Annotated in this window: 28 protein-coding genes and 1 tRNA gene; 16 read left to right on the top strand and 13 right to left on the bottom strand. The window is 49.6% G+C overall.

Features of this window, described 5'->3' with window-relative positions:
- The first annotated feature begins 25 nt into the window (after nucleotides 1-25).
- Both ACTH5D_RS04440 and ACTH5D_RS04445 read left to right on the top strand, forming a co-directional pair.
- Nucleotides 26-1681 carry a nitrite/sulfite reductase gene (locus ACTH5D_RS04440; protein ID WP_441668843.1) on the top strand — a complete coding sequence of 552 codons (1656 nt, stop codon included), beginning with the start codon at nucleotides 26-28 and terminating at the stop codon, nucleotides 1679-1681.
- Complete coding sequence (locus ACTH5D_RS04445; protein WP_441668738.1) at nucleotides 1671-2252, top strand: DUF934 domain-containing protein; 582 nt, start codon at nucleotides 1671-1673, stop codon at nucleotides 2250-2252. Before ACTH5D_RS04440 ends, ACTH5D_RS04445 begins: the two co-directional genes overlap by 11 nt.
- Nucleotides 2253-2303: 51 nt before the next feature.
- Here ACTH5D_RS04445 and ACTH5D_RS04450 read toward each other — a convergent pair whose 3' ends face one another.
- The 3 genes from ACTH5D_RS04450 to smrA all read right to left on the bottom strand — a co-directional run bounded on the left by ACTH5D_RS04450 (nucleotide 2304) and on the right by smrA (nucleotide 4725).
- Nucleotides 2304-3620, bottom strand: coding sequence for a type II toxin-antitoxin system HipA family toxin (locus tag ACTH5D_RS04450; RefSeq protein ID WP_441668740.1), 1317 nt, complete (start codon nucleotides 3618-3620; stop codon nucleotides 2304-2306).
- Nucleotides 3614-3943 carry a helix-turn-helix transcriptional regulator gene (locus tag ACTH5D_RS04455; RefSeq protein ID WP_441668742.1) on the bottom strand — a complete coding sequence of 110 codons (330 nt, stop codon included), beginning with the start codon at nucleotides 3941-3943 and terminating at the stop codon, nucleotides 3614-3616. The genes ACTH5D_RS04450 and ACTH5D_RS04455 overlap by 7 nt, the downstream gene beginning before the upstream one ends.
- Nucleotides 3944-4128: 185 nt before the next feature.
- The gene (gene smrA, locus ACTH5D_RS04460; RefSeq protein ID WP_441668744.1) at nucleotides 4129-4725 is read right to left on the bottom strand and encodes a DNA endonuclease SmrA; all 597 of its coding nucleotides are present in this window, start codon (nucleotides 4723-4725) and stop codon (nucleotides 4129-4131) included.
- A 158-nt stretch (nucleotides 4726-4883) separates the two neighbouring features.
- Here smrA and ACTH5D_RS04465 point away from each other — a divergent pair, with 158 nt between their 5' ends.
- The 4 genes from ACTH5D_RS04465 to pdxH all read left to right on the top strand — a co-directional run bounded on the left by ACTH5D_RS04465 (nucleotide 4884) and on the right by pdxH (nucleotide 7221).
- Nucleotides 4884-5333, top strand: coding sequence for a gamma-glutamylcyclotransferase family protein (locus ACTH5D_RS04465; protein ID WP_441668746.1), 450 nt, complete (start codon nucleotides 4884-4886; stop codon nucleotides 5331-5333).
- Nucleotides 5334-5423: 90 nt separating this feature from the next.
- Nucleotides 5424-6047, top strand: a complete 624-nt coding sequence (wrbA, locus tag ACTH5D_RS04470) for an NAD(P)H:quinone oxidoreductase (RefSeq protein ID WP_441668749.1) — start codon at nucleotides 5424-5426, stop codon at nucleotides 6045-6047.
- Nucleotides 6044-6436 carry a DUF2069 domain-containing protein gene (locus ACTH5D_RS04475; RefSeq protein ID WP_441668751.1) on the top strand — a complete coding sequence of 131 codons (393 nt, stop codon included), beginning with the start codon at nucleotides 6044-6046 and terminating at the stop codon, nucleotides 6434-6436. The genes wrbA and ACTH5D_RS04475 overlap by 4 nt, the downstream gene beginning before the upstream one ends.
- A gap of 140 nt (nucleotides 6437-6576) precedes the next feature.
- Nucleotides 6577-7221, top strand: coding sequence for a pyridoxamine 5'-phosphate oxidase (gene pdxH, locus ACTH5D_RS04480; RefSeq protein ID WP_441668753.1), 645 nt, complete (start codon nucleotides 6577-6579; stop codon nucleotides 7219-7221).
- A gap of 61 nt (nucleotides 7222-7282) precedes the next feature.
- Here pdxH and ACTH5D_RS04485 read toward each other — a convergent pair whose 3' ends face one another.
- Entirely contained in the window at nucleotides 7283-10030 is a 2748-nt protein-coding gene (locus ACTH5D_RS04485; RefSeq protein WP_441668755.1) for a bifunctional acetate--CoA ligase family protein/GNAT family N-acetyltransferase, read from the bottom strand.
- Between the two features lie 104 nt (nucleotides 10031-10134).
- Between ACTH5D_RS04485 and ACTH5D_RS04490 the strand changes: the two genes are divergently transcribed.
- On the top strand, nucleotides 10135-11076 hold the full coding sequence (locus tag ACTH5D_RS04490; protein WP_441668757.1) for a histone deacetylase family protein: 942 nt from the start codon (nucleotides 10135-10137) through the stop codon (nucleotides 11074-11076).
- A gap of 100 nt (nucleotides 11077-11176) precedes the next feature.
- On the top strand, nucleotides 11177-11809 hold the full coding sequence (locus tag ACTH5D_RS04495) for a helix-turn-helix domain-containing protein (RefSeq protein ID WP_441668759.1): 633 nt from the start codon (nucleotides 11177-11179) through the stop codon (nucleotides 11807-11809).
- Between the two features lie 19 nt (nucleotides 11810-11828).
- On the opposite strand, the gene ACTH5D_RS04500 is transcribed toward ACTH5D_RS04495, so the two are convergent.
- The 5 genes from ACTH5D_RS04500 to ACTH5D_RS04520 all read right to left on the bottom strand — a co-directional run bounded on the left by ACTH5D_RS04500 (nucleotide 11829) and on the right by ACTH5D_RS04520 (nucleotide 14015).
- Complete coding sequence (locus ACTH5D_RS04500; RefSeq protein WP_441668761.1) at nucleotides 11829-12179, bottom strand: TusE/DsrC/DsvC family sulfur relay protein; 351 nt, start codon at nucleotides 12177-12179, stop codon at nucleotides 11829-11831.
- A 2-nt stretch (nucleotides 12180-12181) separates the two neighbouring features.
- On the bottom strand, nucleotides 12182-12475 hold the full coding sequence (tusB, locus tag ACTH5D_RS04505) for a sulfurtransferase complex subunit TusB (RefSeq protein ID WP_441668763.1): 294 nt from the start codon (nucleotides 12473-12475) through the stop codon (nucleotides 12182-12184).
- A 7-nt stretch (nucleotides 12476-12482) separates the two neighbouring features.
- A complete protein-coding gene (gene tusC, locus ACTH5D_RS04510) occupies nucleotides 12483-12848 on the bottom strand; it encodes a sulfurtransferase complex subunit TusC (RefSeq protein WP_441668765.1) in 366 nt (121 codons plus the stop codon).
- 11 nt (nucleotides 12849-12859) lie between these two features.
- Nucleotides 12860-13249, bottom strand: a complete 390-nt coding sequence (gene tusD / locus ACTH5D_RS04515; protein ID WP_441668845.1) for a sulfurtransferase complex subunit TusD — start codon at nucleotides 13247-13249, stop codon at nucleotides 12860-12862.
- An 85-nt stretch (nucleotides 13250-13334) separates the two neighbouring features.
- Nucleotides 13335-14015: a Bax inhibitor-1/YccA family protein gene (locus ACTH5D_RS04520; protein ID WP_441668767.1), complete on the bottom strand. Its 681-nt coding sequence runs from the start codon at nucleotides 14013-14015 to the stop codon at nucleotides 13335-13337.
- A 6-nt stretch (nucleotides 14016-14021) separates the two neighbouring features.
- Between ACTH5D_RS04520 and ACTH5D_RS04525 the strand changes: the two genes are divergently transcribed.
- Nucleotides 14022-14246 (top strand): hypothetical protein, encoded by a 225-nt coding sequence (locus ACTH5D_RS04525; RefSeq protein ID WP_441668769.1) that lies wholly within the window; start codon nucleotides 14022-14024, stop codon nucleotides 14244-14246.
- An 85-nt stretch (nucleotides 14247-14331) separates the two neighbouring features.
- On the opposite strand, the gene ACTH5D_RS04530 is transcribed toward ACTH5D_RS04525, so the two are convergent.
- Together ACTH5D_RS04530 and ACTH5D_RS04535 are read right to left on the bottom strand one after the other, a co-directional pair.
- Nucleotides 14332-14493 (bottom strand): hypothetical protein, encoded by a 162-nt coding sequence (locus ACTH5D_RS04530; RefSeq protein WP_441668771.1) that lies wholly within the window; start codon nucleotides 14491-14493, stop codon nucleotides 14332-14334.
- A gap of 216 nt (nucleotides 14494-14709) precedes the next feature.
- Nucleotides 14710-14892, bottom strand: a complete 183-nt coding sequence (locus tag ACTH5D_RS04535; protein ID WP_441668773.1) for a hypothetical protein — start codon at nucleotides 14890-14892, stop codon at nucleotides 14710-14712.
- Nucleotides 14893-15672: 780 nt separating this feature from the next.
- Here ACTH5D_RS04535 and ACTH5D_RS04540 point away from each other — a divergent pair.
- From ACTH5D_RS04540 to ACTH5D_RS04560, 5 genes are all read left to right on the top strand, one after another.
- Nucleotides 15673-17208: a tyrosine-type recombinase/integrase gene (locus ACTH5D_RS04540; protein WP_441668775.1), complete on the top strand. Its 1536-nt coding sequence runs from the start codon at nucleotides 15673-15675 to the stop codon at nucleotides 17206-17208.
- Between the two features lie 861 nt (nucleotides 17209-18069).
- Nucleotides 18070-19329: a primase-helicase family protein gene (locus tag ACTH5D_RS04545; protein WP_441668777.1), complete on the top strand. Its 1260-nt coding sequence runs from the start codon at nucleotides 18070-18072 to the stop codon at nucleotides 19327-19329.
- A 258-nt stretch (nucleotides 19330-19587) separates the two neighbouring features.
- The gene (locus ACTH5D_RS04550) at nucleotides 19588-20076 is read left to right on the top strand and encodes a hypothetical protein (RefSeq protein ID WP_441668779.1); all 489 of its coding nucleotides are present in this window, start codon (nucleotides 19588-19590) and stop codon (nucleotides 20074-20076) included.
- A 532-nt stretch (nucleotides 20077-20608) separates the two neighbouring features.
- On the top strand, nucleotides 20609-20998 hold the full coding sequence (locus ACTH5D_RS04555; protein ID WP_441668781.1) for a hypothetical protein: 390 nt from the start codon (nucleotides 20609-20611) through the stop codon (nucleotides 20996-20998).
- A 365-nt stretch (nucleotides 20999-21363) separates the two neighbouring features.
- Entirely contained in the window at nucleotides 21364-21999 is a 636-nt protein-coding gene (locus ACTH5D_RS04560; RefSeq protein WP_441668783.1) for a recombinase family protein, read from the top strand.
- Between the two features lie 386 nt (nucleotides 22000-22385).
- Here the strand turns inward: ACTH5D_RS04560 and ACTH5D_RS04565 are convergent.
- Nucleotides 22386-22476: transfer RNA gene (locus ACTH5D_RS04565), tRNA-Ser, on the bottom strand.
- A gap of 48 nt (nucleotides 22477-22524) precedes the next feature.
- Nucleotides 22525-24231 carry a potassium/proton antiporter gene (locus tag ACTH5D_RS04570; protein ID WP_441668785.1) on the bottom strand — a complete coding sequence of 569 codons (1707 nt, stop codon included), beginning with the start codon at nucleotides 24229-24231 and terminating at the stop codon, nucleotides 22525-22527.
- Between the two features lie 152 nt (nucleotides 24232-24383).
- Between ACTH5D_RS04570 and ACTH5D_RS04575 the strand changes: the two genes are divergently transcribed.
- A complete protein-coding gene (locus ACTH5D_RS04575) occupies nucleotides 24384-25520 on the top strand; it encodes an ABC transporter substrate-binding protein (protein ID WP_441668787.1) in 1137 nt (378 codons plus the stop codon).
- Between the two features lie 26 nt (nucleotides 25521-25546).
- Entirely contained in the window at nucleotides 25547-26932 is a 1386-nt protein-coding gene (locus tag ACTH5D_RS04580; RefSeq protein WP_441668789.1) for an exonuclease domain-containing protein, read from the top strand.
- The last annotated feature ends 1 nt before the right edge of the window (nucleotide 26933 follow it).

The raw sequence follows: 26933 nt of genomic DNA on the forward strand, positions 1-26933 counted from the left end.
TCGCTTTTTAGCAGGATCGTGCCACATGTACCGTTATGATATTCACGACCAAACACTGGTTGATGAGCGTGTCGCTCAGTTTCGCGACCAAATGGAACGCTATCGCGCTGGGCGTTTGGGCGAAGAAGAGTTCCGCCCGTTACGGTTGCAAAACGGCCTTTATATTCAACGGCATGCGCCAATGCTGCGCATTGCAATCCCCTATGGCATGCTGGATGGTCATCAGCTACGTGCCCTGGCTGAGATTACTCGCCGCTATGACCGTGGCTACGGCCATTTTACCACGCGTCAAAATTTACAGCTGAACTGGCCGGCCCTCGAAGATGTGCCGGATATCTTGGCCGATCTAGCTAAGGTTCAGATGCACGCAATTCAAACAAGCGGCAACTGCATTCGCAATACGACCAGCGATCAGTTCGCGGGTATCGCCAATGATGAAGTGGAAGATCCGCGCGCCTGGTGCGAACTAATCCGCCAGTGGTCTACCCTGCACCCGGAATTCGCTTATTTGCCGCGTAAGTTTAAAATCGCGGTTAGCGGTGCAGCGCAAGATCGCGCAGCGATTCAAGTGCATGATATTGGTCTGCGCCTTTGGTACAACGCCGAGGGTGAGCTGCGCATTAAAGTATTGGCCGGTGGTGGTTTAGGACGTACGCCCATGATTGCTGACGTGGTTCGTGAAGATCTACCTTGGCAGCACTTGCTGACGTATCTTGAAGCCTGTGTCCGGGTTTACAATCAGTTCGGCCGGCGCGACAACAAGTTCAAAGCGCGGATCAAAATTCTTGTTAAAGCGCTTGGTATTGATGAATTCCGCCGCCGGGTAGACGAAGAGTGGGCGCACTTAAAAGACGGCCCCCAAACGCTTAATCAAGCCGCTGTCGACGCCGCTAAAGGCCACTTCCCTGAGCCTGATCGTCGTCCGGTTGCCGCCTCAGCCACTGAAGATTTTGACCGCCTGCGCGCGGATAACCGTAGTTTTGCGCGCTTTGTGACCAACAACGTCACTAATCATAAGGTGGCTGGTTATAAAGCGGTGACGTTGTCGCTTAAACGCCAAGAGCATGCCCCGGGTGACGTCACTGCTGATCAGATGGAAGCCGTCGCAGATTTGGCTGACCGCTACAGCTTTGGTGAAGTGCGCGTGACGCATGAACAGAACTTAGTGCTATCCGATGTTCCTGTCGATGAAATGCAGGCGCTTTGGCAAGAGCTAGACGCGCTTGGCATGGCGAACCCTACGGTAGGGACGCTCAACGATATTATTTGCTGCCCAGGCGGCGACTACTGCAGCTTGGCCAACGCAGTGTCTATTCCTATCGCACAAGCGCTGCAGGAACGTTTTGAAGACCTGGATTTCTTGTATGATCTTGGCCCTCTGGATCTGAATATATCCGGCTGCATGAATGCCTGCGGGCATCATCATGTCGGCCATATCGGCATTTTGGGCGTCGATAAAAAGGGTGAAGAGTACTACCAGATATCGATTGGCGGTAACTCTACTGATGATGCCTCGCTGGGAAAAATTTTGGGCCCTTCATTCTTCCGCCAAGATGTACCTGACGTGGTCGAAAAAGTATTGGCGGTCTATGTGAATCAGCGCCATGAAGACGAACGCTTCTTGGATACTTACCGCCGTATTGGCCTAAAACCCTTTAAGGAGCATGTTTATGCCAAATAAGAGCATGCCAAATACAAGCACACCAACGACAGATGTGCCCAATGATGAGGCGGAGGTGCTAGAGCAGACGCCGTTGCACGCTAATCATTTAATTGTGAATGGCGAGTTAGCGGCCGAGAACGCCTGGTGTGTCTCCTATGACACCGATACTCTGCCTGAACAGCGCCCGGCGTTTGTACCGTTGGCGCTATGGCAAGCGAATCAAGAAGATGCTGAACTGGCGCCGCTGCTTACCAGTGATACCGAATTAACCCCCGCGCTGAGTGAGCAAATCGGCAGTGTGGCGGCCATTGCGATTGATTTTCCTGCCTTTACCGACGGTCGCGGCTACACGGTCGCTCGATTGCTGCGTGAGCGCTTTCACTACGCAGGTGAAGTGCGTGCCATTGGCGATGTTTTGGTTGATCAATTGGACTACATGCGCCGCTGTGGCTTTACGTCAATGGCCCTACGCGACGACCAGCATCCAGAAGATGCCTTGCGCGCGCTGAATGCTTTTAGCGTTCGTTATCAAACGGATGTTGAGGTGCGCCAGGCATTGTTTGAACGCCGCTTAGCTGCCAGCAAGTAACATTGAGTATCAGCCGGCAAAGGACCTGCGCCTTTGCCGGTTTTTTTGATTTTAAAGCGCGAGCCGAAGGTTTGACGCCACTTCGTCTATCAATGATTCCGGCACGCCGTGTTCGCAGGCAAGCTTTCGCCACTGGGCAACGTGTGCAATGGTTTCATCAATAATGGCGTTGATTTTTTTACGGGTAAACAAAGGGCTCAGCCTTTCTAGCGTATAAAGGTCACTGCGAGAGAAATGGTCACGCTTACCATTGAGGCTCATCCAGTGGCTGTTCACCCATGGGCTCCCCGGTTTGTAGCTGTAAGCAAGGTCATAAGCCGGTGCAAGTGACCAGGCTCCTCCTTTCAGCATAAATGCAAAATTCTTCGCATGATCATCGTGGTTTCTAGCCACTATATTAAAAACCATGCGCCTAAAGAGCTGTTCGGCATCTGCGGCAGAAAGCTGTAGCTGTCTCGCCACACCAAATAATTCAGCGTATGAGAATGAGCCTGGTTTTTTATAGTCAACGTGGGCTATGCCGTTCAGGGTTTGCACGTGCAGTTTACGATTGCCGATACGATCAAACCGTTGCGTTATAAAGTGACGCCGTGGACCTTCATTAATCAGCTTACAAGGCATCATCTCAATGCCGCAGGCTTTCGCTAGCAGGTGATAGACGTACTCCATGGCGCCATAGCCTAGCGGGTCGCCAAATGTTTCACGATTTTTATTATGCTCACTGACACCATCAAACTTCATTAGAAAGTGAGCAAACCCATCCGGTACGCGTGTTTGTCCCGAGCGCACTTGGGTAAAATCCTGATTAAACGCCAGAACCGCCTTAGGACGAGCGCCTCCAGCACTCATTCCGACAGATAGTAGTGCCATCATGGCTTCTCTGTCTTCCTGGCCTTCTTTATTAAGCTCAACGGAAAAGGTTGATCGACTATCGAGTATTTCCTGCGCAATGCCGACTAAGGTGGCTATTTCAACGTGAGCGGAGGCATTGAGACTTTTTAGTTTCGTGGCAGGCGAATACTCCAGCGCTCCCATGCCCCGCTTGCCGGTATATTGCAGCCTCTGCAGCGGCGTAATATCGCCAGCCTGCCCGCCTTTGCTGGCCACCCATGCATTGAGCACGGCATTACCAAAGTCGTCTGGAAGCGAGTCGGCGATGAGTCCTGGCAGGCCCTTGAAGGTTTCAACATTGAGCTCAGGAAAGCTGAATATTTTTTTGCCAAGTGGCATTTTAATAGGAGAAAGCTCAACGCCGTCGTTAATAAAGGCGCCATCGTATTCAAAGGCACCAACGCCGGTACGAGTATCGAAACTCACCGCCCCTACGTAGCGGTCGAGATAGCTGACGTTGATAACTTCCATTACCATTCAAGTGGCTCCTCATCCTTGGTTTTTCTCTGGCCAGAGGCGCGCTGACGCTGCTTGCTCTGAAGCTTGGAAAGCTGCAGTGGTGAAATAGTTTGTGGTGGTAAAAAGTGCTCTAACTGGGCCGTCATATCAAGAGCCACCATGATGGCTACCAGACCTTCTAATTGGATTTTTCCCTTTTCAGCATTCAGTACCACCTTTCTGGATAAACCCGCTAGATCTGCTACTTCTGCTTGTGTCATGTCATGATTGAGGCGCGCCTGCTTTAGGCGCTCCCCTAACGTTTCAGCAATCGCGGCGGGTGATTTATTTTCAGTAATCATAAGATGCTCTTAAGAGAACATAGTTGAAAAAAATATCGGTTATGATCTAAATATAGCACATTATGAAGCATGGTTATTAAGTAGATCAGTTACAATAAGCTGTCAGTTTTTAAAGGTCTAAGATAAGGACATTAACGGTTTAAAATGGCTTAATGTTACAATAATAGCATCTTATGCCGTATCGATTACAGCTGGCCACGTCTCTTTTGCTGGCGCTCGCGGTTATTGGCTTTAGCGCGAGCGCTTTTACGCAGCATTACCCACGTGGCGCCCAGCCCTCCTTCAGACGGCTGGGCTGATACATACGCCTGCACTTCCTCAAATTGGCTGAGCCACTTGGCAAGATAAGAGCGCAGAACGTTAGCCGGACTATCAATCTCGCGCCCACGGCCATGCACAATCAACACCGAGCGTAAATCGTGGGTATAGGCTTCCTGAATAAAAGGAAAAAGCAGCCGCCGACACTCGCTTAAAGGACGCCTGAGCAGATGGAGCTGGGACTGAACGCTATAACCGCCGTGCTTTAATTTATCGACAACGCCTTGCTGTATGCCCTCACGGCGATACTCGATAGGATCAAAAGGAGGAAGCAGGTCGACAAAGTCGTCGGATAAAAAATTGCGCGCTCCTCGCTCTTCTTCTGCCCACTCACGGCGTGCCAGCTGAGCGTCAGAAGGACATTGACGATGAGCAGTAGGATCGGCGCGATTACTTGCCGGTAGCGGCCTAACATCACCGACGAGAGCTCGAAAATCCATATCATCACGAAGTGGCTGATTCATTGCAGGCTCCTCTGACAGGGTCTAATGACTATCCTAACAAACTCGAATACTGTGCTTAAACAGATTAAATAAGTCGATAACATAGGGCTTGTCATCATCTATTCAGAGCGCCAAGCTATGCCTGCACTTATTTACCCTTCAGTGAGAGGCACTCTGTTTTGGCTAAAACAGTTTGGTTGAAACGCCTAGCCATCGGCAGCGGTGTGGGGATTGTGGGCATGGCAGGATGGCTGTGGCTAACCATGCTCAGCCCATGGTTTTATGATCGCCCAGACGATCTAGACGACATTGAGCAGCGCATCCATCAGGTCTTTGTATACGGTACGCTGCGCTATGCTCCGGTGCGCTTGGCCGTTATGGGTAGTTTCGGCTCTCCTGAAGACGCCGTGCTTGTGGGTTATCAGCGCAACGGTCTTGACCTTACGCCCGAGCCCGAGAGTCACGTCAATGGGTTGCTACTCACTATAGACGCCGCGGAATTGCGCCGCCTAGACCGCTATGAACGGCTGGGCGTACGCTACGATCGTAGGACCATAACTCTTGAGGACGGCACTTGTGCCTGGGTTTACTTGCGTCGTCCAGATACACGAACGGCGCTTGCCTCCTAGCCAGCATTGTCGGTAGCTCTGGTACCATAGGACAGATAGGCTTATCTGTATTTATCAAGACCGCTTTTATGATCTTATTCAGGAATGATGATGAATGATATGACCCCATACGTTTTGGTTCTCTACTACTCTCGCTCCGGCGCTACCGCCACCATGGCGCAGCAAATTGCAGCCGGCGTAGAAAGCGTACCCGGTATTCAGGCACGGTTGCGCACTGTGGCACCGGTTTCAACAACCTGTGAAGCCGTTGATCCCGAAATTCCTGTTGAGGGCGCGATCTATGCTGATCTAGACGACTTGCGTAACTGCAGCGCGTTGGCATTGGGTAGCCCAACGCGATTTGGCAATATGGCGGCGCCGCTTAAGTATTTTATCGATTCCACCAGCAGCCTATGGATGAACGGTGCACTGATTGATAAGCCTGCCTGCGCATTCACCTCAACCTCAAGTTTGCATGGCGGTCAGGAAAGCACATTGCTGACGATGCTGGTGCCTTTGCTGCATCATGGAATGGTTTACGCGGGTGTACCGTATAGCGAAACAGCGCTATTAGAGACGCAGAGGGGTGGCACGCCCTACGGTGCGAGCCACCTAGCCGGAGCTCGCAGCGATCACTCTGTTGATGCGCATGAGCGCGAGCTTTGCGTTGCACAGGGAAAACGGCTGGCTCGACTCGCACTAGCATTGAATGCCATGCGGCAGAACGCTGTATGAGACAGTGGCTGGAAGATATCGAGGCACGGCATGGATTAGATAAGCTCACGCTTAAAAGTCGCCAACTGGTGCTAGTTAGTGGTGCCATCTTGCTGGTATTGGTTATTTATCGAGGTTTTTTAGTACAGGGCGATGAATTCAACTGGCGCCCTGTCGTGGCTTTTGTGCTTCCCCTTGTACTGTTTCTGCCTTCTATTATTGGCCGGCGGGCGCGTGGACACGCATGGCTTGCGTTCGTCAGCCTGCTCTATTTCACTCAAGGTGTCATGCTGGCAAGCGTTCCAGGGCAAAGCGTTCGTGGCATTTCGGAAGCCATCGTTTCGCTTGCCCTTTTTGCGGGCTGTATGGGCTATGCGCGTTTTCGTAGCCGGCAGTTGCGCCAAAAATAGCTCTATCAAAAATAACGTTGTAATCACTTGCTGGCGAAAGCCTAGTGGATCGCTCTATATTCATTGAAAATCGAGAGTAGCGGTTTGAGCTTTGAGGTAAAACCGGCGACCATGGATGAAATTCAAGGGAGAGTCATTCGATGACACGTAACATAGCCGATATTAGGCGTGATTATGAAGGCGGCAGGCTAGATGAGTCGCTGGCACCCAACGATCCTTTTGTCCTATTTGATGAATGGTTCACTCTCGCTCTGGAAAAAGAAGGCCAGGATAGCAATGCCATGACGCTGGCGAGTGTGGATAGCCAAGGCAGGCCACACGCACGGGTAGTGCTGTTAAAAGGCTTTGATGAACGCGGAATGGTGTTTTTCACCAACTACCATAGCCATAAGGGCAGTGAGTTAAGCAATGTGCCCTACGCGGCTATGACGTTTTGGTGGCCATCACTTTCCCGGCAGGTCCGTATCGAAGGACTCGTTGAGCGGATACCCACCGAAGAGTCAGATGAGTATTTTGCCAGCCGCCCGCGCGGGAGCCAGCTTGGTGCCTGGATTGCTACCCAAAGCGTTGTGATTCCAGGGCGCAACTGGCTTGAAGAGCGCCAAAAGCGCTTTGAACAAGCCTACGATGGACAAGACATACCGCGCCCAATTCACTGGGGCGGCTACCGCGTAGCACCTGACATGATCGAGTTTTGGCAAGGCCAGCCCAGTCGTTTGCACGACCGACTGCGGTTTGAACGTCGCGATAGCCATGAGTGGAGCCGTTTTCGCTTAGCGCCTTAACGCGACGAGTACATAAAAAGCATTCGAGAGGCCTGCAGGGATAGCGACAGGCCTTTTGAGATTAGTCTGGCAGGCTCTCGAGGCGATGCCGCTGCCACTCATTGTCAGGTTCATTGAGGCGTAGCACGGCATCAATCACCTGCTCTTCCATGTTGTAACGGCATTTAAAACCTAGGTGCTTCATCAAGGCCCGCATCGGATGGTTATCGACCATGATTTTGCCGATCATTTCCAGGGTGCCGATGTTAGTGCAGTAGTCGATCATCTTCTTCATTAACAGGCTGCCAATGCCGAGCCCCTGCAAGTCATCACGAATGATGATTGAAAACTCGGTACGAATATTGTCAGGGTCGTTCCACACTCTCGCCACGCCAAGCATTTCTTTGCTGCCGTTCTCACCTAAATATTCAGCAATAAAGGCCATCTGGCGGTCGTAGTTGATATGCGACAAAATCGACAAATCACGCTGCGTTAAATTGGATTTATTGTGGAAGTAGCGAAAGCGAATGCTCTCTTCTGAAAGCTGGCGGTGGAACGAGGTAATTAAATGCGCATCTTCAGCACGAATAGGCCTTACCTCGACTTTCCAGCCATTTTTTAGCGTCACCCATTCACGTAGCTCTTCTGGATAAGGCATGATCGCAAAGCGCGACGGTGTACCCAGATCCATCGCGAAATCAACGGCGATCATACCATCGCGATTGAGTATCAGCGGATTAACCTCAAGCCCGCGCAGATCGCTAAGGTCTGACGCTATTTGCGATAATTTGACCAGCATTTGGCACAGATGCTGTATATCCCGCTTAGGGTCGGCGGAGTGTTCGCGAATTAACGAGGCCGCATGCGTTCTGCCCACTACGTCGGCGGCTAGGCTCATGTTCAGCGGCGGCAGCGCTACTTGGCGATCGGCTAAGACATTGACCTTATAACCGCCAATACCAAAGACAATAAGCGGGCCAAACACCGGATCACGAGTAATACCTGCGCAGATCTGCATGGAATGCTTGCCGCGTTGCATAGGCTGCAAGCAGTATTCGCGGATCTCATACTCCGGGAATTTTTCCGCGACTTTATCGCCCAACTGACGAATACCCTCAGCCACCTGCTCTGGGGTTTCTAAATCCTGCAATAAGCCTGCAGAAATTTTATGCGGATGCTTGCGGTACCGATAAGGGCGGCAATTGCCTTCATGGACAACCTTGAGCGCTTTGCTTCCCGAAATACCTATGGCTTTTTCAAGCGCTTCTTCAGGACTAGATAAGTACACGCTGGGTGCCGTTGGAATACCGTATGCCTCAAGCACTTGAGCAGTTTCAGAGTGAGTTAACGTTTGCCGGCCCTGTTCTTTTGCCTGCTTGATGAGCGTGCGGCACTGAGCGCGTATTTCAGGACTCGTTGAAAAGGGTAAGCTGGGCGGAATTTCTTGTAACAGCGCCTGAACACGCTGGTAGATCACCATGTGCATGAAAGCCTTAACGGCTTTCTCTGGTGAAATGTAGGTAGGGATTTCGGCTAAATTACATATATGACGCGCATTCAAAGCCTCTTTTAGGCCCATCCAACTGGTCAGTAAGTTACGACGAAACTTCTTACGGTTATCGATTAGCACTTGAGCAGTGACTAACGATGGCGCCATGCGAGTGGGCGCGTGAACGACCAGTACGGCATCGACATTGGCATCAGCAGTGACAATTTCCAGCGCTTGAACAAACCGCTCGGGCGACGCATTGCCGCCTAAATCCACCGGGTTTTCCCCCGGCTTACTCATGTCGACCTGGCTAAGGTGCAATGCCGCCTGCGTTTTAGCGCTAAATTCGGCTAACTTACCGCCAGCGCTAATCAGCTTATCGATAGCCAGCATGGCAGGCCCCAACCCGTTCGAGACAATGGCCAGGCGATCCCCCTTCAGGGGCTTCATGCGTGAAAGCGTTTCTAGCGCATCAAGCAGCTCATCAGAATCATCAACGCGCACAACGCCAGCCCGAGCAAAGGCAGCATCAAATACTGCATCGCGATTCGCAATGCCGGGCGTGGGCGCCATGCCGGAAATGTCAGATTCGGGCGTGCGCCCACTTTTGATCGCCAGCACTAAGCGATTACGCGATGCATCGCGCACGGCCGTCATAAAGTGCTGGGCATCATTGATCCGCTCTAGGTGTAGCAATATTGCCTGAGCGGGTGAGTATTGATTAACGTAATCAATAAGATCCGGCAATAGAACGTCTACGCTATCGCCAACCGTAATTAGATGTGAAAAGCCTACATCTCGCCCAGCGGCCCAATCTATCATTGCATTGGCCAGCATGCCGGACTGGCCCAAATAAGCGACACGCCCCGCTTTTACCGGCTGACTGGCGTAAGAAACATTAAGATTTTTGCCCGGTACAATCAGCCCCATGCATTCAGGACCCAATACCCGGATGCCTGAAATACGGGCCGCACTCAGCATCCTTTCACGAATAGAGCCTTTATTGCCCTTATCACGATCCAGATAAGCACCGCCAGAAAGTACCAGAGCGGCTTTGACACCTGCCTGACCAAGCTTTTTAATTAAACTGGGTATACCCTCAATAGGCGAGCACACCACGGCTAGGTCGGGCACTTCGGGCAGCTCATTTACGCGGCTAACGCACGGGACTCCGAATACCTGAGCGTAGCCTTTCAAGTTCACGGCCCATAGCGACCCTTTGAAGCCGCCCTCTTGAATGTTTCTCAGCACTAAACCGCCCAGCGATGACGGCTTTTCAGAGGCACCAAATACCGCAAGTGTACGAGGCTGAAAAAAATGGTGTAAGAAGCGCGTGCTCACGAATAAGTCTCCCCTGACATAAATAGCGGCTGTACGACTTATTGAGACTGTCGCGTAGGGCCTGGAGGCAATTAAGGTGTCATCAATAATAATGGAGCGCTTGAATGATTACCGCCTACCTTACCCACCCCGATTGCTCATTGCACCATATGGGGCCAGAGCATCCGGAAAGCCCACAGCGTCTGGAGGCTATTCGCGCTCACCTATCGCTTGCTGGCTTACTACAGCAGACCATGCAGTCCGACGCCAAAGAAGCGTGTGAAGAGGCATTAGCCAGGGTACACCCCTTGCGTCATCTTCGCGCGCTGGAAAAGTGTTTACCCACAGAAGGCATCATTGCATTGGATGACGATACCATGATGAATCCTGACAGCCTGCAAGCCGCTAGAATGGCTGCCGGCGCTGTTATTAGGGGGGTTGATCAGGTTTTTAAGTGCCAGGCAGATAATGTGTTTTGTGCCGTTAGGCCACCAGGTCATCATGCGGAAGCCAGCGATGCGATGGGCTTCTGTTTTTATAATAATATTGCCGTTGGCGCAGCCCATGCACGCGAAAAATATGGTGCTCAGCGCATTGCCATACTGGATTTTGATGTGCATCAGTGCAATGGCACAATCGATATTTTCAAAAACGATCCTGAAATTCTCATTTGCACAAGCTTCCAATATCCGTTTTATCCGTGGCGCTACTTACGCAGTGAGTGGCAAAACGTTGTGAATACACCATTGGAAGCCGGCACCGATGGCCCCGAGTTTCGGTGCATTATCGAAAGCCATTGGCTGCCTGCTTTGCATGCTTTTAAGCCAGATTTAGTTATGATATCTGCAGGCTTTGATGCCCATCGTGATGATCCAATGGGCGACGTTTGCTTGGAGGATGAAGACTTTTACTGGATCACTCATCTTGCTATGGAAATCGCCACGCTCTACGCCGATAACCGTATTGTTTCGGTGCTTGAAGGTGGCTATAACCCAAAATCGTTAGCCAGTGGTGTCGAGGCGCATCTAAAAGCGCTGCTGGGTCTGCCCTTCGCCGAAGTGCCTTAAGGCCCGCCTCTATTGGGGCTGGCTAATGGGCGTGAGTTTGAGCTGTGGTATCATATTTATATTTAAATGCCCCACGTTAACGCAGCCAATGTGACGATTTATGACCGCAACTACTGAAGAGCATGCCGCGCTGCGTATTGCATCGGGAAGCAAGCCGTTTGTCGAACCACTGCGCCTGGGCGAACGACTCAAGCAAATTCGTCTAGCTAACCAATGGACGCTGGAAGATGTAAGCCAGCGTACAGGGCTTGCACGTTCAACGCTGTCTAAAATTGAGAATGACCAAGTGTCACCTACCTTTAGCGTGGTGCAGAAGCTAACGACGGGCCTGAACATTGACCTGCCTCAGCTGCTGACGCCACCAAAGCGCGAGCGCTACACCATGGGCCGCCGCGATTTAACCCGCAAAGGCAAAGGGCAGCTGCACCCTACGCCTACCTACGAGCATGAATTGCTCGGGCATCAGTTAGCCCAAAAACGCATGATCCCCTTCAAAACTATCGTACGCGCCCGCAGTTTCGAGGAGTATCAACAATGGGTGCGCCATGATGGCGAAGAATTTTTAATGGTGCTACATGGCGATATCATGCTCCACACCGAGTTTTATGCCCCGCTAATGTTAGCTGAAGGCGACAGTATCTACTTCGATAGTGATATGGGCCATGCGCTCGTTTCGACCAGCCATAGCGATGCAGTGGTGCTTTCGGTATGTACGCGCGGCGATGTTGCTTAACGTGATTGAAAAATGCGTGTTAGAGGCAATTAGTCGGCTTTGGCAAACCAGCTAATCGAGCAATCCTTTTAGGCGGGCTGCCTGGGAAAAGCTGCATCAAGTAGATGGAACGCCCCTTCTCTTCACCCAGTGCCGTTTTGGTTGCTTTTACCAGCGGCCGCATCGCCGGTGCCATTTCATAGCGCTGATAAAAAGCCCGAACAACGTCTATTATTTCCCAGTGCGCAGGGGTCAGTGGCAATCCTTCTTCGCTTGCCATTAACTCGGCTACGGGCTCGCTCCAGTCTGTTTGATTAACAAGATAACCTTCAGGATCAAGACCCCATTTTTTTTCCGAATCAAGATAGCGGTATATTTTCGGGTTAGTCATACTTAATACCAGGTTACTATTTTTTCATTCTGTTCTGTCAGTACGACAAAACCGTCTGCATCGATCGTAGGTAATCCATGATCAGCGGCTCTCGTTACTAGGCCTCTAGAAGCAAGGTCTTCTGAAAGCAAATAAATGCGCTTATGAAAGTACTGCCATGCATTCCAGGTCGGATTAAGAGCGGCAGTCACCGCCTCTTCAACCAATAGCACCGTATCTTGAGCCCCTGCTGCAAGCTGCATTTGAGCATATATACTACTGTCTGGCATCTTCGTGAGGATGTGTAACATCGCCATGCCCCCACTAAAAGTTGAGTATTTTTGCGTGTTGTTGCAATAAATTAGGGATATCGACATTCGCTATTAGGGTTACGCTATCGACAAGCGAATCTGCAGATATATTCAGGCTTTCCAATCCCTCTTGTGGCACCCAGAGCTTATCAATGTCGTACATTTCCAGCATATCGATCGTTGGTAGTGTGGCTTTTTGACCTGGTGCGCCACTACCCTGCTCTTTTAACAGGGCCATTATACCCTGCCCCATAAATAACAGTTCTACCGGCTGTCCAAACGCCGCCGCAACCAGTGCCGTATCTAATCCTTCACGTAACCAGTTTGAGCCGTGAGGTGCATGGCGAATAATCACCAGTAGTGCATCAGGCGCCGCCATTGACTCACCATTTAAGCAAAAGTAATAAAGCGGTCAGAACGCTGCTGTAGCTCAAGTAACTGTCCAAGACCGGTTAATTCAAAAGGTTTCTCAATATTAAACACTTGCTTACCATGCCGCTGCGCTTCCGATTCGCTTATCACCCCCCGGCGCAACGCTGCAGCAATACAGACATCTAATTGTACGTCATGCAGACGATGAAGCTCGAGCCAGGCTTCATTGAGGTTGAGTTCATCCTGCGGAGGTGTCATCAGTGAAGACGCATTATGGACACCGTCGTGATAGAAGAACACTCCCGCCAACCGGTGCCCCCGCGCAATAGCTGCGTGGGCAAAACGTAAAGCAGAATGCGGTGCAGGACTGCTATACGGAGCCCCCATCACCAATAAACCGTACTGCATCATCTTAATACCTAGTCACAGCTAGCTTAAAAAAAAGACAGGCCCTCACAAAAGGGCCTGTCCTATCGTCTAGCGCTGTTTAAAATCAATCGTTGCTCATAATACCTAGAATCGACAACAGGCTAACAAACAGATTGTAGATTGAGACGTAAAGCGTCACGGTAGCGAGTATGTAGTTAGTCTCACCGGCGCGGTGAATGATTTCACTGGTTTGATACAGAATAGCAGCTGAAGCAAACAGTACGAAGCCCGCAGATACCATTAGTGAAAGCGCAGGAATATTGAAGAAGATGCCCGCGACCATGGCAAGAATCAGCACGATTGCACCAGCCATCAGGAAATTGCTTAGGAAGCTAAAATCCTTTTTGGTCGTAAGTGCTACAGCAGACAAACCAACAAACGTAAGCCCCGTCATAGCAAGTGCATTCATGATCAATGCGCCGCCGTTAGGAAGCGTTAGGTAGGCGGAGAGAATCGGCCCAAGGGTAAAGCCCATGAACCCTGTAAACGCAAACGTCGCCAGCAGCCCTGCCGCTGAGTTCGCCGTTTTGTGTACAAGGAACATTAGTCCGTAAGCACCAATGAAGAACACAAAAATGTTCATCTGCTGAATACCCATTGCAACGGCGGCACCCGCTGTTACTGCCGAAAACAAGAGTGTCATCGCCAGCAGTGCGTAGGTATTACGCAATACTTTGTTAGTACTGACACTGTTTGCCACACCGCCCGCCTGGGCGTGCGCCATACGTGAGTCGTTGTAAGCCATGTGTTAATGCTCCCTAATAGTATTCTACCAACGGACAAGCATGCCGTTACTGAGTTCCAGACGCAAGTACTTGTCTTCGACACAAATGGTAATTCAACGTTGCACTACTTCGCAGGTGAGCTCGAAACAGCGGGCATTGCCTACGAAGTCGGTATTTATGCCGGTGCACCACACGCCTTTAGTGTGTTTGGACCGCCCAGCGTTCGTGGGCGACGTTTAAAGACTGGCTAAATGAGCTACCTAAATAAGTCTAACTCTTACGAACACCTAGTGACGCGAGCCGTGCCACTAGGTCATCGTCTGATGGAAGAATTATTTAGCTTTGTGCTTCTTCTTCATCATCTTTATGAGCGGTCACGGTGGTGACTGCCGCTTGACGTGCATCTTGAGGGGAGCTGTATAAACGTGCATCGATCACATGCAACACTGCCAATTGAGCAAATAGCATCGCAAAGCAGACGATCAATCCTTTCAACATGTTAGATGTTCCTTAGTGAATTAATAGCATCAAACTCACAGCATAATAACGCTTATTTTGAGATAAACAATGGAGTCAAGCGTAAATTAGATAAGGCTAGCCGACCCAACAAGACGTTTTGGTGGTATTTCTATTCGCAATTATCTATCTCTCAAATACTTAGCTTCTGCATTAGGTGATCCGCTTAGGCAGGATTGGTATTTTCCATCAATAGAATCAATCCTTAACGGTTACTTTTCGCAGGTCATCAATGGTGATGCCATCCGGCAGCTCTGACTCACTGCTCGGCAGCCAGACAGGTGAGAAGTCACTATCTTCGCTACCATCATTATGCGTATGCCCGGGAATACGATAAACCACTTGCTCACGTCGATGATCCCATGCGAATACACGCTCCATACGCCACTCCTCGTTAAAGAATATTTCAGCTAAGACATAATGTCTGCATTGGCGTTCCGTCACGATCAGACCCGATGGTTAATTACGATTTTAAGGCGCTGAGGAATATGTGCCTATCAATCGCAGCAATACGCTTCGAATTCACACGTATAAAAAATTTCAGCCAATCGACATTGACCGCGTGGATGCTGTTAAATGTAGCAGGATTATTTAACTGATAAGGAGTTATCCATGAAGGCGCTCATCCCACTGTGTTTAATTGCCGTACTGCTGGCAGGCTGTAGCTCAGGCCCTTCTTCATCACGAACCGCAGATTGCCGTAAAGTAGCAGAAAAAATGGGCGACACGAAGGCTTACGGTGACTGTATACGAGGGACAAAGATTAATAAGTCTGGTTTTTGATACGGCTCAGCCGGGTTCACTAGAAAGCTAGAATCCTTTTCTAGCAAAGCTCTAAGCCCCTCACCGCGACAAGCGTAGGGGCTTAGAAGTCGACATTAGAGGTAAATGAGAGGAAAGATTAAATCCTGGCCTCTTAATTACTTTGAATCGCCCCGAGTATTCTATAAAAGGGCTACTTGGCAGGAAGCGCAAAGCCTAGAAACGAAAAAAAGCTCCTGACGAATCAGGAGCTTAGTATCGAGGTGGCGGAGGGACAGGGACTTTCAGACAATCGACCTGTAGCCCCCTAAGCTCTTGATATACGGGCCTCTAAGAAGCTAGAGTAGTGAAATTGAGTAGTGAAATACGCGCCAAAATCACCTTGCTTTGAGTCTGCCCATGGTCAAAAAATATGAACGCGATTACCTGTATCAGAAAGCAGGTGAATCGACTTGGTACGTCAAACTAACAATACCTGCTGACGTCAGAGCAGCCCTCGGAAACAGGCGAACGTTGACGCGTACAACGGGCACATCCAACAGAGCGCAGGCCAGAGACGTAAGCTACCCCATTCTTGCAGAGTGGAAGGCTCTGATTGTTGAGGCCCGTTCGAGTAAAAAGCTAGCTGCTGATGAGTGGCGAGAATTGCAGGCAGATGAGGGCAAAACCCTGATTCAGAAAAAGGTAGATGCTGCACAACGGTTTTATACCCCAAAGCCAGAGCAGACAGATACAGGCGAGTTTCTAGACTCTCTTTATGACCTACATATCGACCTGATAGATGATGGCAGACCAGACCTTGCCCAAAGGATTAAGGAATACTCCTTTAAGCTCATCGAGAACAAGCCGCTAACTCAGGGGGAAGGAATTGACCTCCATAACAAGTACCTCCAAATTATTGAGGAGGTGGGCATTGCTGCCACTGCTGATGAATATTCCCTCTCTGAATCGGAAGTGGAAGAAGCAAGGCAAATAACTCGTTCCCCTAACACTTTTAAACCACGCTCTCCTATCAGCAAATCCATGGTCGAGCAGTGGTCAAAGCATCTAGATACCCAAGTAGAGAAACAGAAGACAAGGGATTCTCATGTTTCCAGAGTGCAAAGGTTGTCAGACTGGTTAAGTACAGAAGGTATTGAGCTTACTTTTGACTCCGTTCATAGATTCCTTGATTCCGTATCTTCTGCCAGCAAGACAAGGAGGAATTATCTTTGGTCAGGTCGGGGATTCTGGGAGTGGGCAATCAAATACTCCCCGCCTTTTCGTGAGCAGTTTGGAGCAAGCCCCTCTCCCTTTGATGGCCACAAGTTGCCTAGAACAGGCAAAGATGCTGGGGAAAGCTATACTCCCTTCACTGTGGAAGAGGTTGAGAATCTTCACAAGGCGGCAGTAGAGAAAGGCGATACAGACCTTGCCAACCTTATAGCAGTTGGTGCATACACTGGTTGCCGCATAGAAGAGATAGGGAGGATAAGCAAAGATAACGTCATATTCACAGGCCACATTCCCACCAGCATAAAGATAGAAGACTCCAAGACGAAAGCGGGTCTTCGTGAGATCCCCCTTCACTCTGAGATTACAACACTGCTTAAGCGTCTATTGAACAGCTCTTCAGACGGGTATCTATTCAAAGGCGGCAACAATAAATACCAGAATCGACTAGATTATATGTCCAAGAGGTTTGGCAGGTTGAAGACAGGATTAGGCTATTCTCGCCTTCACGTATACCACTCAATCAGAAAGACTGCTGTAACCCAAATGCAACATAAAGGAGCGCCAGCTCTAGTTATCCCTGCAATCGTTGGGCATGAGACTGGCCTTATAACGTTTGACGTGTACAGTGCTGGAGCTTCCATGGAACAGAAGAGAGAGGCAATCGAGTTGCTTCACTACAACTTCACCCCACTCCACTATCAAACATCAATCAAAACCTAAACAAACTAGGCAATTTATACCCCTTGAAACAACGATAGCACCTTACCCTAGGCCTACCTACAGGGTAGGGTTCTAAGTCCTTTTTTAAGGGTATAAAACCCTAGGTTATTGGGGAAATGAATGAGCCTCTATGCTTCACTTCTATCGTTCCCCAGTATTTTATATTTAGGTACCAACTGTAGGAAGAATGGGCATTACAGGGTAGCGATAAAAAAATATTTGACTCATTTGCATTAATATGCTTGACCTGCTGTATTTTTAGTGTATAATAGAATCAGCATGTAAAGTTTTACGAACACCCTCGCCTTGCCCATCAAGGCAGACCTTTAAGGAAGGAGATTGCTTTTAGCGTCTCCTTTTTTGTGTCTGCCGTAAACTTATAGACCATAACTCAAATCACCAAACCTTATTGGAGGAGACTCTATGCCCAAAATTTATAACTCCCTTTGTATCTGCTGTGGAAAGCCTATTTCTGGCAGGCGGAGCCATAAAGTATTCTGTAGCACAACGTGTCAGGTTAGAGTACGCCGTCTTCGGCAATCAGAGCACCCAGATATGACTGACTTACAATACCGCGACCTGATTAAACAGAGAATTGCAGACGGCATCCCCCACCCCTTTAAGAGTCACCCTCTGAACCAGCTTCTAACTAAGTTGAAGCTAATTAAAGATTCCATCAACTATTATCAGGAGTCAGGAATATGCGCACAAAACTGAATGAACGCGCCAGCAGAGAGCTATTAGAGGTCATGAGCCTCTACGGATTTGCTAGCACTAACCACACTTTGAACGTAATCATCTCTAAGGCTCTTACTGATATGAAGACAAACACACATACCCACTCAAACGAGGTAAATATTAATGACCAACGCAACACCACACTGCACTAAGAAATTTGACACCAAAGCAATTGAAGCTGTAAAAGATCGCTTTATTAGACTCCCCTCTAGCAACACGTTTCCCCGCTTTAAAGATGTTGTTACTGACACAGAACAAGCTGATCCAGCCATTCTCTGCAATTATTACAGCAAACAAAGCGCCAGCCCTTCACCAGACCCCCAATACCTCCTTAACAGCCTAGACTGGGTATATGGTGAGGGCTTCCAGCCAAATGGCCACAGAGTGCTTACAGAGGGCCTCCTCAATCTCTGGCAGCCACCCGCCATCCAGCCTTCTGGCAATAAAGTAGTCCGCTCTCAAGTATCTTTGTTTTTAGAGTTTCTAAAAAGATGGGTTCCAAACGATATGGAACGCAATTATTTTGGTTGGTGGTTAGCTCATACTGTAAGAAAGCCAGAAGAGAGAGTAATAGCAACTCCTGTCTTAAGGAGCGAGCACGGAGTGGGAAAAGGCTTTCTTGTTGAAACTCTTTTGGCTAACTTGATAGGCAAACGAAGTGTAGCGGTGTGTGGCCTAAAGGATGTTGTAGGCGACTTCAACGACGTAGTAGAGGGTAAAACGCTGCTGTTGATTGATGAGGTGTATAAGAGCAAAAAGAGCACAACAGATGCGCTTAAAGCCTTCCAGGGCAATGCGACAATTCCACTGCATAGAAAACATAAACCGACTATTACCATTGATAACTACATTAACTTCATTGTCACTAGTAACGACCACCTCCCCTTGATGCTAGAGAAAGGCGATAGAAGGTTCTGGGTGCCGGAGTTTATTAAACACAAAGAGAGCCAAGCGGAAACCTCGGACTTCATCAATAGCAAGTTAAAGCCTTGGTTGCTAGATGGAGGCTTCCAGTTAGTAAGGGACTATTTAGAGCAAGTTAACTTGAGTAGCTTTAGAGTGACAGATGCTCCACCACCGACGACCTCAAAAACGGAAATGATGGGGTTTTCTACAACAGACAGACTGGAAGAGATTCTATCTTCAGTTATCGAAACGCACCCTGTTCTGTCTGTGCAGTGGGTAAAATCCAAGATAGATGGTGATTTTGAAAAGGGTATCTCTGAAATTAATATTGCCAGCGCCTTGCTTAGCTTGGGTTGCAAGATGAAAAGGGGGTCATCTCAGAAATACTATATAACACCGAAAGGTTTGGAGGATGGGTATAGCACAGCTACCCCACCGAGACAGTTAGAGGCTGCCTTATCTAAAATTTCCTTCTAATTATGACGGCTACATACACCCGTCATACAGCCGTCATACAGCCGTCATGGCCCCTAAGGCCCATACACCGTGCCTTGTAGAGCTTTCATGACGGGTATGACGGCTTCACACAACCTTTTTTAAAATTAGGTTAGGGTTGCAATATGAACGCAGCGAAGCAAGTGAACTATTGCCGAGCTGAAAGCGAGATTGTTTTCCCGCCTTTTAAAGCGTCCACACAAAAAGACTAAACCATAAACACAAACAGGAGTAACAAAAATGACTAACCAAGCAAAAGACAAGATCACTATTAAAGGCACTCCCCGCCAGTACAGCCAAGAAGAGCTAGATAGCCGTATTGCCTCAGCAGAACTACTCTTCTCCAAGAGTCAGCAGTCTAAGCACCGACTACAGAGAGACCTGCCCCAACAGCTCCTGCTAGACTATGAGGAGCTAGTAAAGCAAGGCTATAGCCTATCAACAGACTTCCCTCTGGATCTTCATACGCCACCATATGTTGTTCATCTCAATAAACCAGAGCATTTACTGACTAAAGATGTTGAAGCAGTGAAGCGTGAGACCAAGCAACGCTATATTGAAGAGCTGGAAGCAGAGCACCAACACTATCAGTCTTTGCTAGTGCAGCAGCTCGTCGAGGCAGAAGAGGAGAAACAGCGTACTAAGCAAGAAGCAGAACGAGAGAAGCTGGTAGAGAAGTTTAAGCAACAAGCTGCTAACACCTACACACCCTTAAGTATTCCCGCATAATGCAATAACGTAACAATATAGCAACAATCACAACTGATCAAGAGAGTGGCCAGTATAGGCTAGTCAGTCACCTAATGAAGCCAGAGCCTCGATTATACGGGGTTCTGCCTTTTCTGTTTATGCTGTGTGTTAAGCCCACCCTTCCATCTCTCCCAAACATCAATCAAAACCTAATCTAACTAGGGTTAGAAGCCCCTCTAAACCACGATAACCCCCAGCCCTACCCCTACTACCAAACCCCATTAAAACGCCTCTAGCACGCCCACAGGAGCTCCTAGAGGCATAGCTGAGTGCCACCCTGGACATACACTACATGAGTCAAGGTAGCCCTTGAGGCTGAGTGCAAGCTATCGAGCTACAGAGATGCTTCCAATAGGTCTTGATAAAACAAGAAACAATGTAGCAATAGTGGGCTGAACTAGGTATTCTTCGATATTCAAAACAGCTCCTCGCGGTGCCTGCGAGCCTTCTTTTGGTTGGTAGTCATGGTGCTGGCGGTGCGTGAGTTCAAAATAGACCATAGGAATGTTTAATGAAGACGTTTTTAATGGTGGTGGCTGGCCTGGTCATCGCGTTTATGGTTTTCGTAGTGATCTCCAGCGTCACACCTCCAAGTGAATCAGATGCAATATCATTCGCTGAAGGTAGAATAAAGAAAATGATGAGGGATCCAGGCTCAACGCGTTTTGAGGATACTAATTTCTACGGAACGGCTTCGGAAGATGGCGAAACTCTCTCGGGGGATGTATGCGGTAGTTTTAATTCGAAAAATGCTTTCGGCGCTTACGCGGGGCGTACACAGTTTATTGTTCATACGGTTGTTAGCGATAACGGCAGAACTGGAGGAACATCTAATGTCCTCTTAAGCAACGAAGACTCTTTGATATTCCCGGAAATATGGTCTGAACGTTGTAAGAACTAGTTTTTTATTAGCGAAGAGCGGGCTGACCCAATCTCTACCAAACCCTATCTTTACTCCCCCCCCCCCTATCCTTGCAAGAATTCAGGATGGAGCATCCTTGCTATTCCCTCAAGACGTCAACGTCTTGTACATATCCCCTCCATGAATGCAATAAGTTCAAATTAGAAGATGGTCTCACCCTCAAAAGCTCTTGAGTGCAGTGGTCAAGTTTGAAGGCGCCTAATGTATCGAATAAGGTATACATCAACCGATATAAAAAGTGAGCGGCTTATAGCGTATCGTTATTATCGGAAATTAACTCAAACCGATACACTTAACGAACTCAACCCAAACCGATACACCTCACCACAAAGCGAGCCTAACTGATGTTTATTCGTGCCTACCTACGCGCCAGTACAGAAGATCAAGATGCCAGCCGTGCCCGTGAGCAACTGACTGCATTCGCTAAAGGTCAGGGTAGCAGCATCGCCAGCTATTACACGGAGAACGCTTCAGGGGCTAAAGCAGAACGGTTGGAATTGCGACGGCTACTGAACGACGCGCAGCCAGGAGATGTACTGTTAGTGGAAGCTATCGACCGCTTGTCCCGTCTGCCACGTGACGACTGGAAGCGCCTACGTGCTGAGATTGATGCCAAAGGGCTGCGCGTGGTTGCCGTAGACCTGCCCACCAGCCACCAAAGCATGAAGGACACCAGCGGAGATGAGTTTACTGCTCGCATGCTGGATGCAATCAACTCAATGATGCTAGATATGATGGCTGCTATCGCCCGCAAGGACTACGAACAGAGACGTGAGCGCCAGCAACAAGGCATAGCAAAGGCAAAGCAAGAGGGTAAATACAAGGGACGCCCAGCGGATGAAGAAAAGCGCCAGCGTATCCGAGAATTGTTAGAAGCAGGTTTCAGCGTTAGGAAAGTAGCCAAGCTAGCACCAGCAAGTACCAGCACTGTTTATGCGGTGCAGACTGAAATGAAAGAGTCACACTCTGCCACAGCGTAAACCCTTGGCAAGTCGAACAACTTAACCCTTCTCGCCTGCACGCTGATTTAAGACTGCCTACAGGCAACCCGCTACCTAGCCATACTTAGTTTGCCTTACCCCTATCAAGTGGCGCAAGCCTCTCTTTAAAGCTACTGCTCGATATTTGGGAATCTGAGAGCCTTTCTATGAGGCAGCCCTTGGCTGTGCCAAGGGCCGATGCTCACCCGCCAGATATTCTGCTGCCTGTAGACGTACTTTCGCTATGCAAAAGGGACTAATTAGTCTCTTTTCTGGTTCTTCAGTCTATAGGTGGGGAGAGTAGTGAAAAAAGTAGTGAAACTGAGTAGTGAAATAAGAAAACAAAAAGCCCCGTAAACTTTTGATTTACGGGGCTTTTTTAATAGTGGCGGAGGGACAGGGATTCGAACCCTGGGTAGGTTATTCACCTACGTCGGTTTTCAAGACCGGTGCATTCAACCGCTCTGCCATCCCTCCGGCTTATGCGTGCATATACTACCAGCTTTTCCTTGTAAGTCAACGCCCTTAGTACAATCGAATACCAACGCGAGTAATGTTTCCACCTTCCATCTCGCTGACTACCCAGTGTATGCCGTGCCAGTCCACATCATCCCCTAGCACTGGATTCCCTCCTACGCGCATGGCAACAAATTCGGCCAGCGTGATGTTCGCCTCTCCGTCGCTTAACGTTAGCCCATAGGCCAGTGCCACATCTTGCATTAGTGAGGTGCCATCCAGCGTAAAGGTACCGAAAAACTCGCGCTCCTGTTTCAGTTTCGCATCACCATTAAACAACCGATTAAGGGTATTCAAATCCGCTGAGCGACCAATAACGCAAATCACGTCGCCCAGTTGCAGGCGCGTACTGCCCTTCGGTTGCAGCATAGCGTGATTACGAAACAGCGCAGAAATTAATGCCCCAGAAGGAAAACGCAGCAGGCGAATAGGCACGTCTTCTAAATCTTGGTTCTCTACGCCATAAACAAATAGCTCAAAGTCATTCTCGGGTAAAATACCCAGCGGACCCCGTCGGTTGGGGACGGTGCCAACCGGCACCTCTACCTTTAGGTACCGGGCCATTAGCGTTAGCGAGCCGCCCTGGACCAGCAGTGACATCAATACAACGGCAAAAGCGATGTTAAAGTACAGAGAGGCATTTTCGACCCCGCCTATAACGGGGAAGATGGCCAGCACAATCGGAACGGCGCCTCTCAACCCCACCCAGGATATGAAGAAGGTTTCGCGCCAGCGGAATTTGAAAAATGGCTTAATAGCAATCAGCACGGCCAATGGGCGAGCGACAAATATCAGCGCTAGCGCCACCAAACTAGCAGGCAGCGCTACGTCCCATAGCTCACTGGGCGTTACTAATAAACCCAGCACCAAGAATAGGCCGATTTGACTGAGCCATGCCAAGCCGTCATGTACAGGCAAAATGAAATTGAGGTGCCGCCCCGGCTGATTGCCAATCATCAGACCGGTTAGGTAAATCGCCAAAAATCCGCTACCGCCCAATACGCTGGCGAAGCCGAAAACGCTAAACCCTAACGCCAGCGCTAACATTGCATAAAGGCCAGGTGCTAAGTCGAGCCAGCGCAGCAATTTGGCACTTAGCCAGCCACCGCCGACCCCAACAATTAAGCCAATTCCAAATTGCGAAATGAAAAATAGCAGCGTGTCCGCTGGGCCGCCAATGTCACCTACCAGCAACTCCACCAACATTAGCGTCAGGAAAATCGCCATCGGGTCGTTGGTGCCTGACTCTATTTCAAGCGTAGCCCCTACACGCTCATTAAGATTAACGCCGCTGCCACTAAGCATTGAAAATACGGCAGCAGCATCGGTCGAGCCAACAATCGCACCGACTAATAACCCCTGCACCAGCGTGAGATCAAAAATCCACATCGCGATTAAACCAACGATGCCACTGGTGATAAAAACGCCAAACGTGGCCAAAGAGAGTGCCGGTTTAAAACCAACCCGAAAGGTTTTAAGGCGAGTACGCAAGCCGCCATCTAACAAGATCATGGCAAGCGCGAGGTGACCAATAGCAAACGCCATGGAGTAATCATCAAACACCACGCCAAGCACGCCCTCTTCACCCGCCAGCATGCCCAGCCCTAGGAAAATAAGTAGTACAGGTACGCCCATCATTGACGATAAGCGACTTGCCAAGATGCTCAGCGCCATCAGCGCGCCGCCCACCAAAAAGAACATATAAATTGCATCCATGACTCTCTGCCTCTACTTCAATACAGCGCTATTATTGCATGTAACCATTTAATTTACTGTGCCTTGACGGCTTACGCTTATGCCTAAAGGGCTGGTCAGGAGCTTTACTCGGCGGCTACACTTCGCCGTCACAAGATTTGGAGTTACTGACTATGCTGCGCTGCCGATCACGCCAGTGGCACTTTGCGTTACTCACCGTTATTGTCACTTTGTTGCTCTTCACTTCCGTTTGTCACGCTGACAGCGACAATCAGAAAAACGATCAGACAGCAATTCCGCTGATGCTAGAAACCGTTGTGGTAGTGCCACCTTCACTGTGGCCTCCTATTGAGGATGTCAGCGAAGAGGAAGTGCCGACCATGGCACTGACACCGGCGCCTGCGTTAGAGCCACCGCCACTAAAAAACATTACGTTAATGTTGGATTGGTACTTAAGTCCCCAGCATGCAGCGCTCGTGGTGGCAAAAGAACGTGGCTACTATGCCGCCCAAGGTCTTGAGGTAGACATTCAGTCACCGGCTGATCCATCTATTGCTATCAAGCTATTAACGGCTGGAGAGGTAGATTTAGCGTTAACACGTCAGCCTTTGCTACACCTTTATGCCCATGAAGGCGCCCCTATTATTCGCATTGCGACACTGATTGAAACAGCGTTAACAGCGGTAGTCGTAATGGGGCCCGCGCAGCTTGATAACGCAAAAAATTTAGCGGGGTTGCATTATGGCTACACCACCCGCGAAGGGCTTAATATAAGTATCCCACGACTAGTGCCGCGCTCTGTACAACAAACAGATGATTTTTCTGCACCTCAAAATTTACACTTTGATCCGACACGTGCATTAAGAGAGGGCCAGGCAGACGCCGTGGCTGATGGTTTCTTTCACTATCTACCGCCGCAGCTAGCCACCGAAGGAATTACCACGCATCTGATCCGCTTTGAGGAGCTGGACATCCCTCGCCACGATGGGCTAGTGGTACTCGCGAACAGTGATTCCGTCGTGCGCCGTGCAGATACGTGGTCACGCTTCACAACCGCTATTGAAGAGGCGAGTAATTGGATAGTTGAAAACCCTGACCCCGCATGGGCGCTATTAATCGCCACCCATCCCGTGCTCGACAATGACATCAACGCGGCCGCCTGGGAGGATATCTTACGGCGCATGGCTCTCAGTCCTGCCGCCGTTGACAGTCACCGCTACACCGCATTTGAAACTTACTTGCTGCAAATGGGCCTTATAGACGACAAGCTCCCTCTCTCACGTCTGGCAGTAGACCCACATGTACTCTAACTGCTTACTTATCGCTTTGGAGGCGCATGAGTGAAACTGCCCTCATTTTTATTGATTTAGAAACAACGGGAACACGCCCGATACGTGACCGTATTACCGAAATAGCGGCCTTAAAAATTGCTAACGGCGAGGTGATTGATCGTTGGTCGAGCTTGATCTATCCAGAGGGTAAGGTCCCGGCACAAATTAGCCAGTTGACCGGTATAGACGATCGGATGCTAAGCAACGCACCACGATTTGTGCAGATAGCTAAGCCGCTGCGCGAGTGGCTTGGCGATGGGCATTTAGTCGCTCATAACGCACGCTTTGACTACAGCTTTTTACGCAACGAATTTAAACGCGCAGGTCTGGATTACCGCACATCGATTATCTGCACGCTACGCATGTCGCGGCGATTAGCGCCTCAAGAGCAGCAGCATAATTTCAAAGCATTACTCAACCGTTACAATATCACTCCCCTTCGCCATCATCGGGCTGGCGACGATGCCAATGCGCTGTGGTCGCTATGGCAAGCCTGGCAGCAGGAACACAGTACCGAGACGTGGCAAAACCTTCTTAATGAAGAGCAGCGCCACCGCACGCTGCCTGCGCATCTTGATAGCGCTCAACTCGAAGGATTACCCGCCACGCCGGGTGTTTACTTATTTTATGGCCACAATCGACTGCCACTCTACGTGGGTAAAAGCATTAATCTGCGCAGCCGCGTGCTGGGCCACTTTCAGCGTGACCACCAGGACGATAAAGAGATGCGCTTGGCGCAACAGGTTCAGCAGATTGAATGGGAGGAGACAGCCGGCGATCTAGGCGCTCAATTGCGCGAAGCGCAGCTAGTGAAAACATTAATGCCCATTATGAATCGGCAACTGCGCAAACAGGGAAAACTGACGACCTGGCATTGGCCGGAAGGCGCAAACTGCCCCGAGCTCATTAGCGGTAGCACCCTCAACCAACCACAAAGTAAAAAATTGTATGGTTTATTTCGCAATGCAATGGATGCTAAAAAGGCACTTCGCTCAATCATTGAGGATCACCAGCTTTGCCCACGCGTTATGGGGCTTGAGAAGGGAAAGGGCCGCTGTTTTGCTAACCAGCTGGGCAAGTGCAGCGGGGCGTGTAACGGGCAGGAATCCATAGCTTTTCACACACAGCGCGCACAGGCCGCGTTACAGCAACTGCAAATCAATGCATGGCCTTGGTCTGGCAGCATTGCTATTGAAGAGCGCCCGACTGGCAACTCCCCCCTTGCCTGGCACGTGGTTCGCCAGTGGTGCTATCTCGGTAGCGCGACGAGCATTGAACAAGCCAGAATGCTAGCCGATACCCCTACGCTCTTTGATGTTGATAGCTATCGAATTTTAAAGCGTTTTTTGCGCCACCCAGAGCAACATGGACTTACCGTTACAGAGCTTTGAT

It is taken from the genome of Halomonas sp., from assembly GCF_052095695.1.
Taxonomy (GTDB): domain Bacteria; phylum Pseudomonadota; class Gammaproteobacteria; order Pseudomonadales; family Halomonadaceae; genus Vreelandella.

Bases quoted from the DNA above. Each gene is read 5' to 3' on its own strand.
- ACTH5D_RS04440 (WP_441668843.1), top strand. From the start codon at position 26: ATGTACCGTTATGATATTCACGACCAAACACTGGTTGATGAGCGTGTC.
- ACTH5D_RS04445 (WP_441668738.1), top strand. From the start codon at position 1,671: ATGCCAAATAAGAGCATGCCAAATACAAGCACACCAACGACAGATGTG.
- ACTH5D_RS04450 (WP_441668740.1), bottom strand. From the start codon at position 3,620: ATGGTAATGGAAGTTATCAACGTCAGCTATCTCGACCGCTACGTAGGG.
- ACTH5D_RS04455 (WP_441668742.1), bottom strand. From the start codon at position 3,943: ATGATTACTGAAAATAAATCACCCGCCGCGATTGCTGAAACGTTAGGG.
- smrA (WP_441668744.1), bottom strand. From the start codon at position 4,725: ATGAATCAGCCACTTCGTGATGATATGGATTTTCGAGCTCTCGTCGGT.
- wrbA (WP_441668749.1), top strand. From the start codon at position 5,424: ATGAATGATATGACCCCATACGTTTTGGTTCTCTACTACTCTCGCTCC.
- ACTH5D_RS04475 (WP_441668751.1), top strand. From the start codon at position 6,044: ATGAGACAGTGGCTGGAAGATATCGAGGCACGGCATGGATTAGATAAG.
- pdxH (WP_441668753.1), top strand. From the start codon at position 6,577: ATGACACGTAACATAGCCGATATTAGGCGTGATTATGAAGGCGGCAGG.
- ACTH5D_RS04490 (WP_441668757.1), top strand. From the start codon at position 10,135: ATGATTACCGCCTACCTTACCCACCCCGATTGCTCATTGCACCATATG.
- ACTH5D_RS04495 (WP_441668759.1), top strand. From the start codon at position 11,177: ATGACCGCAACTACTGAAGAGCATGCCGCGCTGCGTATTGCATCGGGA.
- ACTH5D_RS04500 (WP_441668761.1), bottom strand. From the start codon at position 12,179: ATGACTAACCCGAAAATATACCGCTATCTTGATTCGGAAAAAAAATGG.
- tusB (WP_441668763.1), bottom strand. From the start codon at position 12,475: ATGGCGATGTTACACATCCTCACGAAGATGCCAGACAGTAGTATATAT.
- tusC (WP_441668765.1), bottom strand. From the start codon at position 12,848: ATGGCGGCGCCTGATGCACTACTGGTGATTATTCGCCATGCACCTCAC.
- tusD (WP_441668845.1), bottom strand. From the start codon at position 13,249: ATGCAGTACGGTTTATTGGTGATGGGGGCTCCGTATAGCAGTCCTGCA.
- ACTH5D_RS04520 (WP_441668767.1), bottom strand. From the start codon at position 14,015: ATGGCTTACAACGACTCACGTATGGCGCACGCCCAGGCGGGCGGTGTG.
- ACTH5D_RS04525 (WP_441668769.1), top strand. From the start codon at position 14,022: ATGCTCCCTAATAGTATTCTACCAACGGACAAGCATGCCGTTACTGAG.
- ACTH5D_RS04530 (WP_441668771.1), bottom strand. From the start codon at position 14,493: ATGTTGAAAGGATTGATCGTCTGCTTTGCGATGCTATTTGCTCAATTG.
- ACTH5D_RS04535 (WP_441668773.1), bottom strand. From the start codon at position 14,892: ATGGAGCGTGTATTCGCATGGGATCATCGACGTGAGCAAGTGGTTTAT.
- ACTH5D_RS04540 (WP_441668775.1), top strand. From the start codon at position 15,673: ATGGTCAAAAAATATGAACGCGATTACCTGTATCAGAAAGCAGGTGAA.
- ACTH5D_RS04545 (WP_441668777.1), top strand. From the start codon at position 18,070: ATGACCAACGCAACACCACACTGCACTAAGAAATTTGACACCAAAGCA.
- ACTH5D_RS04550 (WP_441668779.1), top strand. From the start codon at position 19,588: ATGACTAACCAAGCAAAAGACAAGATCACTATTAAAGGCACTCCCCGC.
- ACTH5D_RS04555 (WP_441668781.1), top strand. From the start codon at position 20,609: ATGAAGACGTTTTTAATGGTGGTGGCTGGCCTGGTCATCGCGTTTATG.
- ACTH5D_RS04560 (WP_441668783.1), top strand. From the start codon at position 21,364: ATGTTTATTCGTGCCTACCTACGCGCCAGTACAGAAGATCAAGATGCC.
- ACTH5D_RS04570 (WP_441668785.1), bottom strand. From the start codon at position 24,231: ATGGATGCAATTTATATGTTCTTTTTGGTGGGCGGCGCGCTGATGGCG.
- ACTH5D_RS04575 (WP_441668787.1), top strand. From the start codon at position 24,384: ATGCTGCGCTGCCGATCACGCCAGTGGCACTTTGCGTTACTCACCGTT.
- ACTH5D_RS04580 (WP_441668789.1), top strand. From the start codon at position 25,547: ATGAGTGAAACTGCCCTCATTTTTATTGATTTAGAAACAACGGGAACA.